Below are 18,667 nucleotides of genomic sequence, written 5' to 3' on the forward strand. Positions count from 1 at the left end.
CTCTGTTGTCGCCGAGGCGCTTCAGGAACGGACGGCGCGAGACGCGGATGTCCAGCAGGTGCTTCAGCCGAGCATCGAACAGTCGATCCAGACCTTGATCGAAAGGGATTCCAAGCGTTTTGCCGATGTCTTGTTCCCGGTCATGGGGCCGGCTATCCGCAAGGCTATCAACGCAGCCATCCAGGGGATGTTCAATAACTTAAACCAGCTCATGGAACAGAGCCTGTCGCCACAGTCCTTCCTGTGGCGTATTGAGGCGTGGCGCACCGGAGAACCCTTCGCCAAGATCGCCTTGTTGCGAACCCTGGTGTTTCAGATCGAGCAAATCTTTTTGGTGCATGCGGAAACTGGTCTGCTGATCGGTTATGCCCAGCGAGAAGATGCCATTACCCGCGATCCGGATATGGTCTCCAGCATGCTGACAGCGATTCAGGACTTTGTCGCTGACTCCTTTGCTGTTGGCGATGACGAAAGCCTGAGCGCCATGGCCTACGGCAATCTCAAACTGGTCATCCATAAAGGACCATACGCCGTTCTGGCCTCAGCAATACGGGGCAACCATCCGGATAGCGTCGAGGAGCTGTTGTCCGAAACCATTGAGACGCTCCACCGGCTCCACGGTCGCGAGTTGCGAAGTTTTTCGGGAGACATGGAGCACTTTCCGGACTTCCGCCCCCAGCTCACAGCCTGCCTGATGCAGCAGAGACAGGGCAGAACCGAGCGGCGCAAGCCCTGGCTGGCGATCAGCATCCTGGGACTGGCTGCACTGCTGATCGCCTTGCTCTCCATTGGCTACAACACCCATCAATGGCGACTGCAACGGCAGCAACAAGACGTTATCACGCAACTGAATCAAGCTGCGGGATATGTGGTCATAAACACAAAAAAACAGGATAACGATTGGATCGTCTCCGGGCTGCGGGATCCCCTAGCCCGTGCAGAAGCGACGCTTCTCGACGCAGAGGCCATGGAGGCGACGGCTTATGTCGGTGACTGGCGGCCCTATTTCTCTCTTGATCCTGAAATTGTCAAGAAACGGGCCATGCAGCAATTGAAGATACCCAACACGGTTTCAGTTCAACTCGAAGATCGAGTACTGACACTCACCGGCCGAGCACCAAGCGCATGGATTGATCAACTGCATCATCACAGTGTTCCGGGTATTGACAGGATCGAGACACAAGCCCTCTTGCCAACCAGACCCGCACATTGGCAAGCATGGCAACAGTTGTTGGTGCAATTGCAAGCCGAGCCCGGTTACATCGTCACTGAGAGCGGTGAAGAGCAAGACGGGTATCGTCTTCACGGTTTCAAGGACCCCATCGCCCGGGAGATCGAAGAGATCGCTGGCGATGATATCTACCAACAGCTTGGGGTTCAGGCGACATGGGAAACTTATTACTCCACCGAGCCGGACATCGTCCTCAAACGGGTGACCCAAGCCCTGAACATCCCGGACACCGTCACCCCGCAACTATCTGGTGAACGGCTGGTACTGACCGGCAAGGCCGATCAACGATGGGTCGCCAAAGTGGCCAACTGGCCGCACGCCATCGCAGGAATCAGTGACATTGATGTTTCCGCCGTTGCGCCGCTCGACGCCGACGTGCAGGCCTACGAGAACGCCGTTCGCGCGCTCAATGCCACCAGGTTCTACTTTGCCAGCGCGCAAGCCACCATTGCGCCGGATCGCCCCTTTTTGTCGGCGATCAAGCAGGTTCGCGACCACTACCGCATGTTATCCGTCAAGGCTCCGGCCATCGGCCAAACCTTCCGGATCGGGGTGAGCGGATACACCGACAATCTTGGGGGAGCACAAAGAAATCAGGAGTTGCGACAAGAACGTGCCCAATTCATCCGCGATCAACTCGTCGAGGCGGGTATTCCCAGGGATGCCCTGTTCATCAGCCATGCCCGGGACGTCAATTATCCACTGGACCCTGGAAATCCCTTAACACCGTCAATGAGAAGGGTCGAGCTTCGGGTGCAGACAGCAGAGCCGTAGATGACGCTGGTTGTGGCTGAACGCGAGCCTCGAACATGGGCGCCTCCATTGTGGAGTACGGACCACACCCTCAAATAGGTCGATAGACCCGTGCGCCGCCATGCTGATAACCAGCGAGACCATGCACGCGGTGCCAGACACGCCACTCTACTGCATTTGTCTGAGTCGATAACCGCTGATCGATCCAAGAGGTCCCAACCGATGTCGATTTTTGAGCGCTATCAAGCCAGGTATGAATCATCGCGCGAAGAGGAGATGACGCTGCAAGCGTATCTGGACCTCTGCAAGCGCGACCCGCTCGCCTATGCCGGCGCCGCCGAACGCCTGCTGAGTGCCATTGGCGAGCCGGAGCTGATCGACACCCATGACGATCTGCGCCTGAGCCGGATTTTTCAGAACAAGGTCATCCGCCGCTATCCGGCATTTAAGGACTTCTTCGGCATGGAGGAGTCGATTGAGCAGCTGGTGTCCTACCTGAAGCACGCCGCTCAGGGACTTGAGGAACGCAAGCAGATTCTGTATCTGCTTGGCCCGGTCGGCGGCGGCAAATCATCGCTGGCCGAAAAGCTCAAGGAGCTAATGGAGCAGGCGCCCTTTTATGCCATCAAGGGCTCTCCAGTGTTCGAGTCGCCGCTCAGCCTGTTCTCCCCCGAGGAGGACGGCGCCATTTTGCAGGAAGACTACGGCATTCCCGAGCGTTATCTGCGCACCATTATGTCGCCCTGGGCGGTGAAGCGCTTGCAGGAGTACAACGGCGATATCACCAAGTTCAAAGTGGTCAAGCTATACCCGTCGATGCTCGAACAGGTCGCTATCGCCAAGACCGAGCCGGGGGACGAAAACAATCAGGACATTTCCTCGCTGGTCGGCAAGGTGGATATCCGCAAACTGGAGCACTTCGCGCAACACGATGCCGATGCCTACGCCTATTCGGGTGCCCTGTGCCGCGCCAATCAGGGGCTGATGGAATTCGTCGAGATGTTCAAAGCGCCGATCAAGGTGCTGCATCCCTTGCTCACCGCCACCCAGGAAGGCAATTACAATCCGACGGAGGGACTCTCGGCCCTGCCCTTCCAGGGCATTATCCTCGCCCACAGCAATGAGTCGGAATGGCAGAGCTTCCGCAATAACAAGAACAACGAGGCCTTTCTCGACCGGGTCTATATCGTCAAGGTGCCCTACTGCCTGCGAGTCACGGAAGAAAAGCAGATTTACGACAAACTGCTGCGCAGCAGTTCGCTCAACGAGGCGCCCTGCGCCCCCGGCACTCTGGAGATGATGGCGCGCTTCTCGGTGCTCACCCGGCTGAAGGAACCGGAAAATTCCAGCATCTTCTCCAAGATGCGCATCTATGATGGCGAGAACCTGAAAGACACCGACCCCAAGGCTAAGTCGGTGCAAGAATACCGCGATTATGCCGGTATTGATGAAGGCATGTCGGGCATTTCCACCCGCTTTGCCTTCAAGATTTTGTCGCAGGTGTTTAACTTCGATCAGACCGAGATCGCTGCCAACCCGGTACATCTGCTCTATGTGCTGGAGCGCCAGATTATCCGCGAGCACCTGCAACCGGAAGTCCAAGATCGCTATCTCGGCTTTTTGAAACAATATCTTGCCCCACGCTATGCCGAGTTCATTGGCAAGGAACTGCAAACCGCCTATCTGGAATCCTACGCCGAGTATGGCCAGAACATCTTTGACCGCTATGTCACCTATGCCGATTTCTGGATTCAGGATCAGGAATACCGCGATCCGGATACCGGCGAGATGATGAATCGCGGTGCGCTGAACGAAGAACTGGAAAAAATCGAAAAACCGGCGGGTATTTCCAACCCCAAGGACTTCCGCAACGAGATCGTCAATTTTGTGCTGCGCGCGCGAGCCAACAACAAGGGCTCCAATCCGCGCTGGACCAGCTACGAGAAGCTGCGGGTGGTCATCGAGAAGAAGATGTTCTCCAACACCGAGGAGCTGCTCCCGGTCATCTCCTTTAACACCAAGGCCTCGGTCGACGAGAAGAAAAAACACGAGCAGTTCGTCGATCGCATGGTCGAGAAAGGCTATACACCCAAACAGGTGCGGCTGCTCTCCGAGTGGTATCTGCGGGTCCGCAAGGCCCAATAAACCGGGTCAACCAAGGCTCCCATGGGTTAGCAACCGGCATGTCGCATTTTATTGATCGTCGCAGTTCGTCAAAAAACAAAAGCGCTGTCAATCGCCAGCGTTTCTTGAAGCGCTATAAGGATCAGCTGAAGCGCTCGGTCGCCGATTCGGTCAACCGCCGCAGCATCACCGATATTGAGGGTGGTGAAACCGTCGGCATTCCGGCGAAAGACCTTTCCGAGCCAGTATTCCACCACGGCCCGGGCGGACAGCGCGAGCAGATCCATCCCGGCAACAAGGAGTTTATCGCCGGCGACCGAGTGCCCCGTCCCGAGGGCGGTAGCGGTCAGGGACCAGGGCGCGCCAGCCGTGATGGGCTGGGCGAGGATGACTTTGTCTTCGAGCTCTCGCGCAATGAGTTCTTGGATCTGTTGTTCGACGATCTGGAACTGCCCAATCTGGTGCGCAATCAATTGCTTGGCACCACGGAATTCAAAACCATTCGCGCCGGCTACACCACCCAGGGTGCGCCCAGCAACATTGATGTGGTGCGCTCGCTCAAGGGCGCCATTGCCCGGCGCACCGCACTCGGCGCCCCCTATCGCGGGCGCATCCGCGAGCTGGAACAGGAACTCGCCGCGCGGCTGGCCCAAGGCGCGCCCGAACAGGATCCGCTCGTGCTGGAACTGCGCGCTGAAATCGCACGGCTGAAAACCCGCATCGCCGCCCTGCCCTTCATCGACACCTTCGATCTGCGCTACCAGGCGTTCACCCGCGAGCCGCAGCCGAGCAGCCAGGCGATGATGCTGTGCATCATGGACGTATCAGGCTCGATGGATCAAAACCGCAAAAACCTCGCCAAGCGATTTTTCATCCTGCTGTATCTGTTCTTGCAGCGCAACTACGACACCATCGAAGTGGTCTTTATCCGCCACCACACCATTGCGCAGGAAGTCGATGAACAGGATTTTTTCTATTCCCGCGAAACTGGCGGCACCGTGGTCAGCAGCGCCTTGAACCTGGCGCATGACATCATCACCGAACGCTATGATTCCAGCCAATGGAACATCTATGCCGCACAGGCCTCGGACGGAGATAACTGGGATTCCGACTCCAACCTGTGCCGGGATATTCTGATCAAACAGCTCATGCCCCTGATGCGCTACTTTGCCTATGTCGAAATCACCCCGCGCCAGCACCAAACCCTCTGGTATGCCTATCAAGAGGTCAAACGCGCGTATCCGCATTTCGCCATGGAGGAAATCGCCGGTGCCGAAGATATCTTCCCAGTGTTCCGCGAACTGTTCAAAAAGCAGGAGGCCTAAGCCATGAGCACGGACAGCGCGCATCCGCCCAAGGCGACACCGACCGGGTTTATTTCAACCTCATCGGAATGGAGTTTTCCGCTGCTGGAACGCTTCGATCACGCAATTCGCCGCATTGCCCACAACGACTTTGGCCTCGATACCTACGCCAATCAGATTGAGGTGATTTCCTCAGAGCAGATGATCGACGCCTACTCCTCCGTGGGACTGCCGATCAACTACAACCACTGGTCCTTCGGCAAGCAATTCGTTGCCACTGAGCAAACCTACCGGCGCGGCCAGATGGGACTGGCTTATGAGATCGTGATCAACTCCGATCCCTGCATTGCTTATCTGATGGAGGAAAACACCCTACCGATGCAGGCGCTGGTGATCGCCCATGCCTGCTATGGCCACAATAGTTTCTTCAAGGGCAATTATCTGTTCCGCGCCTGGACCAGTGCCGATGCCATTATTGATTATCTGGTGTTCGCCCGCGCCTATATTGCCGAATGCGAGGAGCGCCATGGCCAGGAAGAGGTCGAACTGCTGCTCGACTCCTGCCATGCGCTGATGAACTATGGCGTGGATCGCTATCAGCGCCCCGCGCCCCTGTCGCTGGCGGAGGAAAAAAAGCGCCAGCAGGAGCGGGAAGCCTATTTGCAGGCTCAAGTCAATGATCTGTGGCGTACTCTGCCCGCCGGCCCCGATCCGGTGGCCGAAGCCGACGAGCGCCGTTTCCCCGCCGAGCCACAGGAAAACCTGCTGTATTTCATCGAAAAAAACGCCCCTCTGCTCGACCCCTGGCAGCGCGAAATCGTGCGCATCGTGCGCAAAATCGGACAATACTTTTACCCTCAGCGCCAGACCCAGGTAATCAATGAAGGCTGGGCCACATTCTGGCATTACACCCTGCTCAATCGTCTCTATGACCAGGGCCTGATCAACGACGGTTTCATGATCGAAATCCTGCAATCACACACCAATGTGATTTATCAGCCGCCGTTCGATTCACCCTATTATTCCGGCATCAACCCCTATGCGCTGGGCTTTGCCATGATGCGCGACATCCGCCGCATCTGTGAACAGCCAACCGCCGAAGATCGCCACTGGTTTCCCGATTTTGCTGGCCAGGACTGGCTGAAAGTGCTTGATTTTGCCATGCGCAACTTCAAAGACGAGAGTTTTATCGCCCAGTACCTGTCGCCCCAACTGATGCGCGACTTTCATCTGTTTGCTGTGCGTGATGATGACCAGGAGGACCATCTGGAAATCACCGCCATTCATGAAGAAGCCGGCTACCGAGCCTTACGGGCCTCGCTGGCCGATCAATACAATCTTGGCAGCCGCGAACCCAATATCCAGGTGCATCGGGTCGAGACCCGGGGGGACCGCTCCATGACACTGCGCCATTTTCGCTACCACCGTCGCCCGCTCGATGACAGTGCTACGGAAGTGTTGCGCCATATCCGCCGGCTGTGGGGCTTTGATGTGCGCCTGGAAGCCGTCGAGGACAGCGGCCGGGTTCAACTTGTGGCTGAAGCTTGAGTCGATTTCCCATCGGGCATCGGCAAGACCTTTTGCTATACTGGCCACGCTGGTATTTTTGCAGTTGCCCTATCCTCAGGAATGCACAGGGCAAGCGCAACGCAAAACGTCTTTCCAATCAACAAAACGGTAAGCGACTAGCTCTGCAATGGCCTCGAATCCGCTGCTTTCCTACACCATCTTGGTGGTCGATGACGAGCCGACCAACACCAAGGTATTGGAAAAAGTCCTGTCGAAAGCAGGCTACACCTCGGTGATGACCACCAATGACTCGCGCGAGACACTTTCACTGGTCGAGCATCATCGCCCCGGCGTGGTTCTACTTGATCTCAACATGCCGAATCTTGACGGTTTTGCTGTCCTCGCACAGCTCCAGGGCAGCTTCCAGAATAACTGCCCGCCAGTGGTTATCCTCACTGCGCAGAGCGATCAGGCCTCCCGCTTGCACGCCCTACAGGGCGGCGCGCGCGACTTCCTGACCAAACCCTTTGACCGCGCCGAACTCCTGGTGCGCATTGAGAACATGCTGACGCTGCGCCAGGCCGAGGAAGAACGCCTGCGCTTTTACTCCCAGTACGACAGCCTGACCGGCCTGCCCAATCGGGATTACTGTATCCGTCTGCTTGAAGACAATTTGGCCAACTGCCAGGACGAGCCGGTGGCCTTCCTGGTGCTGGCGCTGCAACGTTTCAACCGCGTCAACCAGTCCCTGGGCCATGAGGCAGGTGATCGCTTCCTGTGTTCATTTAAAGACCGCATGCTCAGCCTGTTGCCCACCCGCCAGGCCATCATCGGTCGCATCGACGGCACCCGCTTTCTCATCGCCCTGCTGGGGATGGATACCACGCACCTCAACAATCTCGCTGATCAATTACAACATCTGCTTGACGAACTGCATGCGCCTCTGCAAATCGACGAGGTCGATTTTCGCCCCACCGTGCACATTGGGGCTTCCATTTTCCCCAAAGACGGTCGCCACGCGCCTGAGCTGCTCGCGCGCGCCGAGACCGCACTCACCCGCGCCCGCGCCCAGACGGATCTGAGCTATGCCTTTTCTGATGCCACCACTGACGCCCGAGTGCGTGAGCAAATTCAGCTGGAAAGTGAACTCCACCGTGCACTGGAACGCGAGGAATTCTTTCTGGTCTATCAACCCCAGGTTTCCCTGGCGGACGGACGCATCGTTGGCGTCGAAGCGCTGCTGCGCTGGCGCCACCCCAGCCGAGGCGTGGTGCCACCGGATCAGTTCATTCCGCTGCTGGAGGAAACCGGCCTGATTATCCCAGCGGGCGAATGGATTATTGACCAGTCCTGCGCCCAGGCGCGCGACTGGCTGCAACGACTCCCCGACCAAGCCGCGCTGCGTGTAGCCATTAACCTCTCCCCGCGCCAGTTCCAGAGTAACAATCTATTGGAGCAACTCGAAAACGCGCTCAAGCGCTATGCGCTCCCGCCCGCGCAACTCGAACTGGAAGTGACCGAAAGCCTGCTGATCGAGGATTTTCCCGGCACTCATCAACTGCTAACCCAGCTCGGTGACATGGGGCTGCGCATCGCACTGGATGACTTTGGCACCGGCTACAGCGCTCTGACCTACCTGCAAGCCTTCCCTTTCCATGCCATGAAGGTGGATCGCTCCTTTGTCAGCACCGTGGGCAGATCACGCAAGTCCGAGGCCTTGTTGAAAACCATCGTACAAATCGGCAAGAGCCTGGAACTTGAAGTCATCGCCGAGGGCATCGAAACCAAGGAGCAGTATGATTTTCTGCGCCGTCATGACTGTGATTTCGCACAAGGCTTCGGCCTGGCACGACCGCAACCGGCTGCCGAGGTCGAAGCCCTGCTGAGGGAAGGCTATCTGCACCCGATGCTCGGTTCCGGCTAAAGATCGCCGTTGGCTCCGGCGGTAATAATAGACTCGATGTTGTCACGCACCAGCTTGGCCTGCTCCTCAAGTTCCGCTGGCAAGTCCACTTGTTGCATGATTTGATTCAGATCCAAGGTCACCAGCCAGGGCTTGCCATCGTTATCCTGGATGAGCGTAATGCGGCACGGCAGATAGGCGGCAAAGTCCAGATTATGCTTCAACATCTCATGGGCGATACGCGCATCGCAGAACTGAAAAATCTCCATGCGCCCGCTTTCGATCCCCATGGCCTCCAGCTCTTTATACAGCGGCAGCTGTGCCACCAGCTTAAAATTCAGCACATTAGCGCGCAGCTTCATGGAATCGACGGCGTCGTCCATACTGACCCCATCCGCCAACGGCAGTTTAATCACCGACTGCGCGATCGGATCATCGCCCGCCTGCGCCGAATTCAGCACCAGATTCAGCCCCAGGCTCAGGGTCAGTAGCATCGCGACGGTCCCAAGTGACCGCATAAACTTCACTCGCATGATTTTTTTCTCCTGCATCAATGTCTTCTGCATCAGTGCTGTTTCTGCTATATCAGCCAAAATCATAATGTTTTTCAACCGCCTCAGTAATCTCCCAGGTACAGTTCAAACCAGCGGGAAAGGTAATCAAATCGCCCCGGCCAAAGGTCTGTGGCTCGCCACCCTGAGGCGTCACTTGAAAGCGACCGCGCAGAATGTAGCAAGTCTCCGCTTGCTCATACTGCCACTCAAAGGTGGACGGCCTCTTGCGCCAAATCGGCCACTGTTCGACGCCCAAAACCTCCAGCTTAGCCGGCGAGGGTTTGTGTTCGCAGAGAATGTCTTGCTCAGACATGGTGCAACTCCTTTGTTCAACGCATTTTTCTTAAAATCTTTAGTCTTCACCACACCGGTGGAACGCAGCCCCAGACGCCGCCTGGCGGGACCAGTTCCATGTCGGTAACTGACGCCCAGCTGCAGCAAATGGCCAGCCGCTTGGCTGAGCAGCTCCAGGCCCGCAATTGGCAACTCACCACCGCCGAATCCCTAACCGGCGGCTGGATCGCCAAGGTCTGCACCGAGCTGGCTGGCAGCAGCGCCTGGTTCGACGGCGCCTTCGTCACTTACAGCCCCCAAGCCAAGCAATCCATGCTCGGTCTGACGTCAGAGCTCCTGCAAGACGCGGGCATTGTCAGCGAGGCGGTCGCCGCCGCCATGGCCCGTGGCGCACTGCAACGCAGCCAGGCGAGCATCAGCCTCGCTGTCACCGGCCTGGCCGGCCCCGGCGGTGGCACAGCGCTCATCCCGGTTGGCACGGTCTGCTGCGCCTGCATGACGTGCGATCAGCTCGCCCGGAATCAACCGCCGCATGTGACAACCTGGCACTTTCAGGGCGAACGCGACGTCATCCGCCGCCAGACGGTTCATCACAGCCTGCTGCGCCTGTGCGACATCTTGGCATAGCGCCTGCCACAACGCGAGAGACCCGCCGCTGCCAGGGCGGCCTGGCGCACGCCGGCCCAGGAAGCATGCTAGGGGGCATGATGACGAAGCCGGCCGTCTGTGTGATATTCTTAGTGCCAGCACATTCTCAACCACCGCCTCAGCGCACTGCGCGCAGACCGGAGAGACAATGGACGACAACCGCAAAAAAGCCCTGGCCGCCGCACTGGGCCAAATCGAAAAGCAGTTCGGCAAAGGCTCGGTCATGCGCATGGGCGATGCTGGCACCGTGCGCAATATCGATGTCATCTCCACCGGCTCACTGGGCCTGGATGTCGCCTTGGGCATTGGCGGCCTGCCACGCGGCCGGGTGGTTGAAATCTATGGCCCCGAGTCTTCCGGTAAAACCACCCTGACCCTGCATGTGGTGGCCGAGACGCAAAAAACCGGCGGCACCGCCGCTTTTGTCGATGCCGAGCATGCACTTGACCCGCAATACGCTGAAAAGCTCGGCGTCAACATGGAAGAGCTGCTGGTTTCACAGCCCGACACCGGCGAACAGGCGCTGGAGATCACCGATATGCTGGTGCGCTCCAACGCTGTTGATCTGGTGGTGGTGGACTCGGTGGCCGCACTCACACCCAAGGCGGAAATTGAAGGCGAGATGGGCGATTCGCACGTCGGTCTGCAAGCGCGCCTCATGTCCCAGGCATTGCGCAAGCTCACCGCCAATATTAAGCGCTCCAACGCCATCGTCATCTTCATCAACCAGATTCGCATGAAAATCGGCGTCATGTTCGGCAGCCCGGAGACCACCACCGGCGGCAACGCACTCAAGTTTTACTCCTCGGTGCGGCTCGATATCCGCCGCATCGGCTCGCTGAAAAAGGGCGAGGAAATCATCGGCAACGAAACCAAAGTCAAGGTGGTCAAGAACAAGGTCGCCCCGCCCTTCAAGCAGATCACCTTCGACATTCTCTATGGCGAAGGCATCTCGCGCGAAGGCGAGATCATCGACCTGGGCGTGGCTGGCAACATTATTGAAAAATCCGGTGCCTGGTACAGCTACAACGGTCAGCGCATCGGTCAAGGCAAGGACAATGTGCGCAATTTCCTGAAGGAAAATCCGGACATGGCTACCGACATTGATACCAAAATCCGGGCCCAGTTGCTGCCAAGCACGCCAGCAGCCGAGAGTAATGCCGCCGACGCCGAAGCCCCCGCAACGCCAGCGCCCAAAAGCACCAAAGGTAGCCGCGCCAAGGCCGCCAGCGCCAAGAGCACCGCTGCTGACAACGCCGCCACCGAGAGTCCCAGCGAACCGGACAACTAACCAGCATCCCGGTTGCTTAACCCCAGCCTTCTGATCAGCCGTCTGACTTCAGCATCGTGACCTCAGCTCCCGACTCCGCCACGCCGACCGTGGCTGACATTCGCGCGCGCGCTTTGAGCTTGCTAAGTCGCCGCGAGCACAGTCGCTATGAGTTGGAGCGCAAATTACGCGAGCGCGGCCTGCCGGCACCGGAAATTGCCGCCGTGTTGGATGACCTGGAGCACAGCGGCCAACTCCAGGATGCGCGCATGGTCGAGACCTATGTCGCCGAGCGCCTGGCCAAGGGCTTCGGCCCCCTGCGGGTACGTGCCGAACTCCAGGCTCGCGGCATTGAGGACGCACTGATCGACAGCCATCTGCACCTGAACGATGAGCGCTGTTTTGAGCTGCTGTGTCGCGCCGATCAACAACGCCATGGCACACGCCCTTGCACCGCCAACCCGGAGGAGGCTCTGGCCAACCCCCCGGATGATCGCCGCGCTCAGCGCCGGGCACTGGCCCGTCGCGCGCGCTTTTTGGAGTATCGCGGCTTTCCCGCGCACCTCATTGCCCGTCTGCTCAGTCACGACGACACCCTTTCGCCCTGATGACGCCCCGAGATCGCACAAGACGCCCACTATGAACAGCAGTGCCGAACTTCGCCAAGCTTTTCTCGATTATTTCGCCGCGCAGGATCACAGTCTGGTCGCGAGCAGTCCCCTGGTGCCGGGAAACGACCCCACCCTGCTGTTCACCAATGCGGGCATGGTGCAGTTTAAAGACACGTTTCTCGGTCGCGACAAGCGTTCCTACAGCCGGGCCGCCAGTGCCCAGCGCTGCGTGCGCGCTGGCGGCAAGCATAACGACCTGGAAAATGTCGGCTATACCGCCCGCCACCACACCTTTTTCGAGATGCTGGGCAATTTCAGCTTCGGCGACTACTTTAAGCGCGAGGCCATCACCTACGCCTGGGACTTTCTAACCCGGGTGCTGCATCTGCCCCCGGACAAGCTCTGGGTGACCGTCTATACCGAGGATGACGAAGCCGCCGACATTTGGCTGCAAGAACTCAAGATCGATCCAGCCCGCTTCTCGCGCTGCGGCGAGAAAGACAACTTCTGGTCCATGGGCGACACCGGCCCCTGCGGTCCCTGCTCGGAAATCTTCTACGACCATGGCCCGGAGATTCCTGGCGGTCCGCCCGGCACCCCCGAGGCCGATGGCGACCGCTATGTTGAAATCTGGAATCTGGTGTTCATGCAGTACGACCGCGACGCCAGCGGTGAGCTCAGTCCCCTGCCGCATCCCTCGGTCGATACCGGTATGGGACTGGAGCGCCTGGCCGCCGTGGCGCAGGGTGTGCACAGCAATTATGACATCGACCTGTTCCGCAATCTGATTCGCGCCGCCGCCGAGGTGACCGGCTGTACGGATCACAGCAGCAAATCCCTGCGTGTCATTGCCGATCACATCCGCTCCGCAGCCTTTTTGATTGTCGATGGTGTGACCCCCGGCAACGAGGGACGCGGTTATGTCCAACGGCGCATCATCCGCCGCGCCATTCGCCACGGCTATCAACTCGGCCAACAACAGCCGTTTTTTCATCGCTTGGTCGCCCCGCTGGTGGCCGAAATGGGCAGCGCCTACCCGGAGCTGGTCCAAAAACAGGATTACATCAAGCGGGTACTACACACTGAAGAAGAACGCTTCGCCGACACCCTGGAACTGGGCTTGCGCATGTTCGACGACGTCGTTGCCCAAGCCCAGGATGGCCAGATTCCCGGCGAGGCGGTATTCAAGCTCTACGATACTTACGGCTTCCCGGCTGATCTGACCGCCGACATTGCCCGCGAGCGCGGCCTGACACTCGACATGGCTGGCTTTGAAACCGCCATGGCGCAACAAAAGGCACGCGCCCGCGCCGCCAGTCAATTCGGTGGTGGCGACTTCGATCAGCTCGAACTCGAAGGCAAAACCGACTTCACCGGCTACGAGGGGCTGACCGATCAATGCGTCCTGGTTGCGCTGTACCGCGATGGCGAGGAACGCGACAGCCTGGCCGAGGGCGAAAGCGGTCTGGTGATTCTGGATGTGACGCCTTTCTACGCCGAAGCCGGTGGCCAGCTTGGCGACACCGGCGTACTCGAAACCCAGAGCGCACGCTTTGAAGTGCTCGACACTCAGAAGTACGGCGATGGCGTCATCGGCCATCATGGGCGGGTTCTCAGCGGTGAATTGCAGGTCGGCGACAGCATCAGCGCGCAAGTGGACAACGAGCGCCGCTCAGCCACCGCTCTGCACCACTCCGCCACTCATCTGCTGCATGCCGCGCTGCGCAACGTTCTGGGTGAGCATGTGCAGCAGCGCGGGTCCCAGGTCGGCCCCGAGCGGCTGCGCTTTGACTTCTCCCACTTCGAGCCCATCAAGCGCGAGCAACTGCAAAGCATCGAGCACATGGTCAACCGCGAAATCCGCAATAACCACACCGTCGAGACGCGGATTATGGAGCTCGAAGATGCCAAACGCTCCGGTGCCGTCGCCCTGTTCGGCGAAAAGTACGGCGATCAGGTGCGGGTACTGCGCATGGGCGATTTTTCCACTGAGCTGTGCGGCGGCACCCATGTCCGCGCGGTCGGTGATATCGGCCTGTTCAAAATTCTCTCAGAAAGCGGCATTTCCTCCGGCGTGCGCCGCATCGAAGCCGTCGCCGGCGCCCCGGCACTGCACTGGGTGGAAACCGAGGAGGCTCGCTTGCAGCGCATCGCCGAGCTGGTCAAGGGCACGACGCAGGATGTCGATGAGAAAGTCAGCCAACTCGCCGAGCGCGCCCGCCGCCTGGAGAAAGAACTCGAACAGCTCAAGGGCAAGCTCGCCAGCGCCGCCGGCTCCGAACTGGCCGATCAGGCCATTGACATCAATGGCATCAAGGTTCTGGCGGCCAAGCTCGATGGCGTTGATCCCAAAGCCTTGCGCGAGACGCTCGATCAGCTCAAAAACAAGCTCGGCTCCGGCGTGCTGGTACTGGCCACCGAACAGGGCGGCAAGGCCAGCCTAATTGCCGGTGTGACCAAGGATCTGACCGACCGCTTCAAAGCTGGCGATCTGATCAAGGTGGTTGCTGCTGCAGTTGACGGCAAAGGTGGCGGTCGCCCCGACATGGCTCAGGCTGGCGGCAACAACCCTGCCGCCATCCCCGCCTCCCTGGCGCTGGTCGAGCCCTGGGTGCGGGAACGCAGCCACTAACACACACACCCACCCCCCAATACCGCAAACCAACCCATCATCCCCTTCTTCAATGGCATTGATTGTTCAAAAATACGGCGGCACCTCGGTCGGCAGCATTGAGCGCATCCAGCATGTTGCCGCCCGCGTCAAGCAGAGCCGCGACCAGGGGCATCACTTGGTCGTAGTGGTGTCCGCCATGTCCGGCGAGACTGATCGTCTGGTTGGACTGGCCAAGGCGCTTCAGGCCGTGCCTTCACCGCGCGAGCTCGACGTCCTGCTGTCCACCGGCGAGCAGGTCACCATCGCTTTACTGAGCATGGCGCTCGAAGCCAGCGGCTGCCCGGCGCGCTCCTACACCGGCGCCCAAGTCCACATGCTCACCGACAGCGCGCATAACAAAGCCCGTATCCGCGATATCGACGCTGCCCGGGTGCGCGCTGATCTCGACGCCGGTCGCGTGGTGGTGGTGGCCGGCTTTCAGGGCGTCGATGAACAGGGCAACATCACCACCCTCGGGCGCGGCGGCTCGGATACCTCCGCTGTCGCCATGGCCGCCGCACTCAAGGCCGATGAATGCCAGATTTACACCGATGTTGATGGCGTCTATACCACCGACCCGCGCATCGAACCCCAGGCGCGCAAGCTCGAGCGCATCACCTTCGAGGAGATGCTGGAAATGGCCAGCCTCGGCTCCAAGGTGCTGCAAATTCGCGCCGTCGAGTTTGCCGGCAAATACCGTGTGCCCCTGCGCGTCCTCTCCAGCTTCGAGGAAGGCGCCGGCACCCTGATCACTTTCGAGGACGACACTGTGGAAGACGCCCAGATCGCCGGCATTGCCTTCGCCCGCGACGAAGCCAAACTGACCATTCTCGGCGTACCGGATCAGCCCGGCATCGCCCATCGCATCCTTGGCCCAGTGTCTGAGGCCAATATCGAAGTCGATATGATCGTGCAAAACGTCGCCGCCGATCAACGCACCACCGATTTCACCTTCACCGTGCATCGCAACGACTACGATCGGGCTCTGGCCATCCTGCATGACACCTGCGCCGGTCTGAACGCGCGTGAGGTGCTGGGCGATCCGGCCATTGTCAAAATCTCCCTGGTGGGGGTGGGCATGCGCTCCCATGCTGGCATCGCCAGTCGCATGTTCGAAAGCCTCGCCACCGAGGGGATTAACATCCGCATGATCTCCACTTCCGAGATCAAAATCTCCGTGGTCGTTGACGAAAAATATCTCGAACTCGGCGTCCGCTCCCTGCATCGCGCCTTCGGGTTGGACCAGGCCGGTATCCAGCCACCCGTCTGATCCGGAAAAAGTTGTATAGCGGAACTATTGCCCAGGCGTAACAATTGGTAAACTCAACTTGGCGGATCACTGATCGCCAACAGATAACGCGCGATCTCATCTCCAGTTGCATCGCACGCGACTCTCCTCTCGGGCGCTGTCTCTGGAACCGGAAGACATGGATCGCAACGCGAAAAAATGGGATAACAGGGAGACACGACCATGCTGATATTAACCCGTCGGGTCGGGGAAACATTGATGATCGGTGACGAGGTCACAGTCACTGTCTTAGGTGTCAAGGGCAATCAGGTTCGCATCGGCGTCAACGCCCCCAGAGATGTCGCCGTCCATCGCGAAGAAATCTACGAACGCATCCGCCAGGAACAAACGCCTGAAGCTGAACCAGGCCTTAACCATGAGCCATCTGGATTGATGCCAGAGCATTAAATCCCCTCACCAAACCGCGTCCAGAACAGGCTGTGTCATTTTTTCCGTGATTGGAAAAATAACCATCGTTTCATTCTGGACGGGGTTGGATTCCTCTAGGAGCAGGCAAAGCCCCCAATTCGGCGCCAGCGCAAATTTCGCACAACAAAAGCTTCCCACAACGCGGCCCACCTTTGCTACAATAGCGGTTCACCCACCGGAGAGATGGCCGAGTGGCTGAAGGCGCTCCCCTGCTAAGGGAGTATGGGTTAATAGCCCATCGAGGGTTCGAATCCCTCTCTCTCCGCCATTCAGTTTTGCAATTCCCTGTCTATCCTGCCTTTTTTAACGCTCTAAGCGTCGGTATACATTCGAGATTCGAGTATACAAACGCGCATCCAGAGCGACTAATTCAACTGTCTCTGGCACGCACCTTGGTGTGGTACTGCAACTCGGATTGCTCCCGTAGTACCGCCAAACCCGGCGGTCGTCCGCTGCTGGCACTCCTGTGCACTTGCACGCGCGACGAGGTTTTGCGGCACAAAGTCCAAGCTGAGCGTAGCGTCAATGCGTCTGGAACAGAACACCAGGGGTTCCCGCATATTGTAATTGACTTGGGCCAGCGCGAGGGGCCCGAACGATGAATCTGTTCGATATCATTGCTGTTTTGATCTCCCTGTCGGCGGTCTTTAGCTGGGTCAATGCACGGTTTTTGAAGCTGCCAACCGCAATTGGCTTAATGATGCTGGCGCTGGGACTCTCGTTGACACTCCTGCTGCCTCTGCCGTTGAATGAGTACATTGCTGTGGATGCGCGCAAGCTCTTGTCGAGCGTGGACTTTAATGCGACTTTGCTGCACGGTATGCTGAGCTTTCTGCTTTTTGCTGGCGCACTCCATGTCAATATCCACGATTTAGCGCAACACCGCAATTCCATTGCAACGCTGACCACCATCGGCGTCTTACTGGCGACCCTGATGATCGGTCTGATGGCTTATGTGGTTTTTCTGCTCCTTGGGTTCGATGTTCCCTTCCTGTATTGCCTGCTGTTGGGCGCGCTGATTTCCCCCACCGATCCCATCGCTGTACTGGGCGTGCTCAAAAGCGCTGGCGCTTCCAAGAGTCTGGAGACAAAAATCACCGGCGAGTCGTTGTTTAACGACGGCATCGCCGTGGTGCTCTTCATGGTGCTGTTTCACATTACAGTTGGGGGGCAAACGGTCAGCCTCGGCCATGTATTGGCACTCTTTGCGCAGGAAGCCATCGGTGGCGTGCTCTTTGGTCTGATTGTTGGCCAGATAGCCTTGGAAATGCTCAAGCGCATCGACAACTATCAAGTTGGCATGCTGATTACCCTGGCCGTGGCCAGCGGTGGCTATGCATTGGCTGAACATATCCATTTGTCAGCTCCGATTACCGTGGTCATTGCCGGTCTGATGATTGGCAACAAGGGCCGTCGTGGAATTATGTCCGCCAAAACCCAGGAGCATCTGGATGAGTTCTGGGAATTAATTGACGAATCCCTAAATTCCATACTCTTCGTGCTCATCGGTTTGGAAATGCTGGCGCTCACCCTGCACAAGCATTTTCTGCTTGCCGGCGCGCTCATGATCCCACTGGTCTTGCTCGCGCGTGCGCTCAGTGTAGGTATGCCGCTTGGGATCTATCGCGGATTCCGCAATGTCTCGCCCAGTACAGTTGCAGTGCTGACCTGGGGCGGTATTCGGGGCGGCATTTCAGTCGCGCTAGCACTGTCGTTGCCACCGGGCGCGACCCGGGATCTGATCGTCACCGTGACCTATATAATTGTCGTATTTTCCATCATGGTACAGGGACTCACCCTGGCACCGTTGATTCGTGCCTTCAATCAAAGCACCAATCGCGAATTTGGCCGCGCCACACCAGATTCGGATGCCGCCGAAGCAGACACAGCCACCGATGTACCGCAGCATGTGTGACTATAGTGGCCCCCAAAATCAGGACACCAATTTAGGCAACTCCCTGAAAATACTTAACCCAAGTTGCCACCTTGGCTGATTCAGAAAAGGAAATTGAGGCTACAGGCCAGGATAAAGAATGCTGTCTTGAGTTCAAAACCGGCAGCGGTCACGCTGTGGATATGTTTGGGTAGCAATCGTT

At 58.3% G+C, this 18,667-nt stretch carries 14 protein-coding genes, 1 tRNA gene and 1 pseudogene; 13 read left to right on the forward strand and 3 right to left on the reverse strand.

The window, feature by feature from the left end; all coding sequences use genetic code 11:
• Nucleotides 1–58: 58 nt before the first annotated feature.
• The 5 genes from CKO36_RS20260 to CKO36_RS07315 all read left to right on the forward strand — a co-directional run bounded on the left by CKO36_RS20260 (nt 59) and on the right by CKO36_RS07315 (nt 8,845).
• The gene (locus CKO36_RS20260) at nt 59–2,005 is read left to right on the forward strand and encodes an OmpA family protein (RefSeq protein ID WP_200282674.1); all 1,947 of its coding nucleotides are present in this window, start codon (nt 59–61) and stop codon (nt 2,003–2,005) included.
• A 201-nt stretch (nt 2,006–2,206) separates the two neighbouring features.
• Entirely contained in the window at nt 2,207–4,129 is a 1,923-nt protein-coding gene (locus CKO36_RS07300; RefSeq protein ID WP_200282677.1) for a PrkA family serine protein kinase, read from the forward strand.
• 38 nt (nt 4,130–4,167) lie between these two features.
• Nucleotides 4,168–5,433, forward strand: coding sequence for a YeaH/YhbH family protein (locus CKO36_RS07305; RefSeq protein ID WP_200282679.1), 1,266 nt, complete (start codon nt 4,168–4,170; stop codon nt 5,431–5,433).
• Nucleotides 5,434–5,436: 3 nt separating this feature from the next.
• Nucleotides 5,437–6,960: a SpoVR family protein gene (locus tag CKO36_RS07310; RefSeq protein ID WP_200282682.1), complete on the forward strand. Its 1,524-nt coding sequence runs from the start codon at nt 5,437–5,439 to the stop codon at nt 6,958–6,960.
• A 148-nt stretch (nt 6,961–7,108) separates the two neighbouring features.
• Nucleotides 7,109–8,845 carry a GGDEF/EAL domain-containing response regulator gene (locus tag CKO36_RS07315; protein WP_200282685.1) on the forward strand — a complete coding sequence of 579 codons (1,737 nt, stop codon included), beginning with the start codon at nt 7,109–7,111 and terminating at the stop codon, nt 8,843–8,845.
• Here the strand turns inward: CKO36_RS07315 and CKO36_RS07320 are convergent.
• Both CKO36_RS07320 and CKO36_RS07325 read right to left on the reverse strand, forming a co-directional pair.
• Complete coding sequence (locus CKO36_RS07320; RefSeq protein ID WP_242469445.1) at nt 8,842–9,390, reverse strand: DUF302 domain-containing protein; 549 nt, start codon at nt 9,388–9,390, stop codon at nt 8,842–8,844. The two genes, CKO36_RS07315 and CKO36_RS07320, sit on opposite strands and share 4 nt — an antisense overlap.
• Nucleotides 9,391–9,409: 19 nt before the next feature.
• Nucleotides 9,410–9,691 carry a cupin domain-containing protein gene (locus CKO36_RS07325; protein ID WP_200282688.1) on the reverse strand — a complete coding sequence of 94 codons (282 nt, stop codon included), beginning with the start codon at nt 9,689–9,691 and terminating at the stop codon, nt 9,410–9,412.
• 98 nt (nt 9,692–9,789) lie between these two features.
• On the opposite strand from CKO36_RS07325, the gene CKO36_RS07330 reads away from it, so the two are divergent.
• The 8 genes from CKO36_RS07330 to CKO36_RS07365 all read left to right on the forward strand — a co-directional run bounded on the left by CKO36_RS07330 (nt 9,790) and on the right by CKO36_RS07365 (nt 18,486).
• A complete protein-coding gene (locus CKO36_RS07330) occupies nt 9,790–10,299 on the forward strand; it encodes a CinA family protein (RefSeq protein WP_200282691.1) in 510 nt (169 codons plus the stop codon).
• 169 nt (nt 10,300–10,468) lie between these two features.
• A complete protein-coding gene (gene recA / locus CKO36_RS07335) occupies nt 10,469–11,611 on the forward strand; it encodes a recombinase RecA (protein ID WP_200282694.1) in 1,143 nt (380 codons plus the stop codon).
• 56 nt (nt 11,612–11,667) lie between these two features.
• Nucleotides 11,668–12,198 (forward strand): regulatory protein RecX, encoded by a 531-nt coding sequence (locus CKO36_RS07340; RefSeq protein ID WP_338053436.1) that lies wholly within the window; start codon nt 11,668–11,670, stop codon nt 12,196–12,198.
• A 31-nt stretch (nt 12,199–12,229) separates the two neighbouring features.
• Nucleotides 12,230–14,833, forward strand: a complete 2,604-nt coding sequence (gene alaS, locus CKO36_RS07345) for an alanine--tRNA ligase (protein WP_200282697.1) — start codon at nt 12,230–12,232, stop codon at nt 14,831–14,833.
• A 52-nt stretch (nt 14,834–14,885) separates the two neighbouring features.
• Nucleotides 14,886–16,124: an aspartate kinase gene (locus CKO36_RS07350; RefSeq protein ID WP_200282699.1), complete on the forward strand. Its 1,239-nt coding sequence runs from the start codon at nt 14,886–14,888 to the stop codon at nt 16,122–16,124.
• Between the two features lie 201 nt (nt 16,125–16,325).
• Complete coding sequence (gene csrA, locus CKO36_RS07355; RefSeq protein WP_200282702.1) at nt 16,326–16,550, forward strand: carbon storage regulator CsrA; 225 nt, start codon at nt 16,326–16,328, stop codon at nt 16,548–16,550.
• A gap of 198 nt (nt 16,551–16,748) precedes the next feature.
• Nucleotides 16,749–16,839: transfer RNA gene (locus CKO36_RS07360), tRNA-Ser, on the forward strand.
• Between the two features lie 330 nt (nt 16,840–17,169).
• Nucleotides 17,170–18,486, forward strand: coding sequence for a cation:proton antiporter (locus CKO36_RS07365; protein WP_200282704.1), 1,317 nt, complete (start codon nt 17,170–17,172; stop codon nt 18,484–18,486).
• A gap of 80 nt (nt 18,487–18,566) precedes the next feature.
• On the opposite strand, the pseudogene CKO36_RS20410 reads toward CKO36_RS07365, so the two are convergent.
• A pseudogene (locus CKO36_RS20410) lies at nt 18,567–18,667 on the reverse strand (IS982 family transposase); the annotation flags it as partial.

It is taken from the genome of Rhabdochromatium marinum, from assembly GCF_016583795.1.
GTDB lineage: Bacteria > Pseudomonadota > Gammaproteobacteria > Chromatiales > Chromatiaceae > Rhabdochromatium > Rhabdochromatium marinum.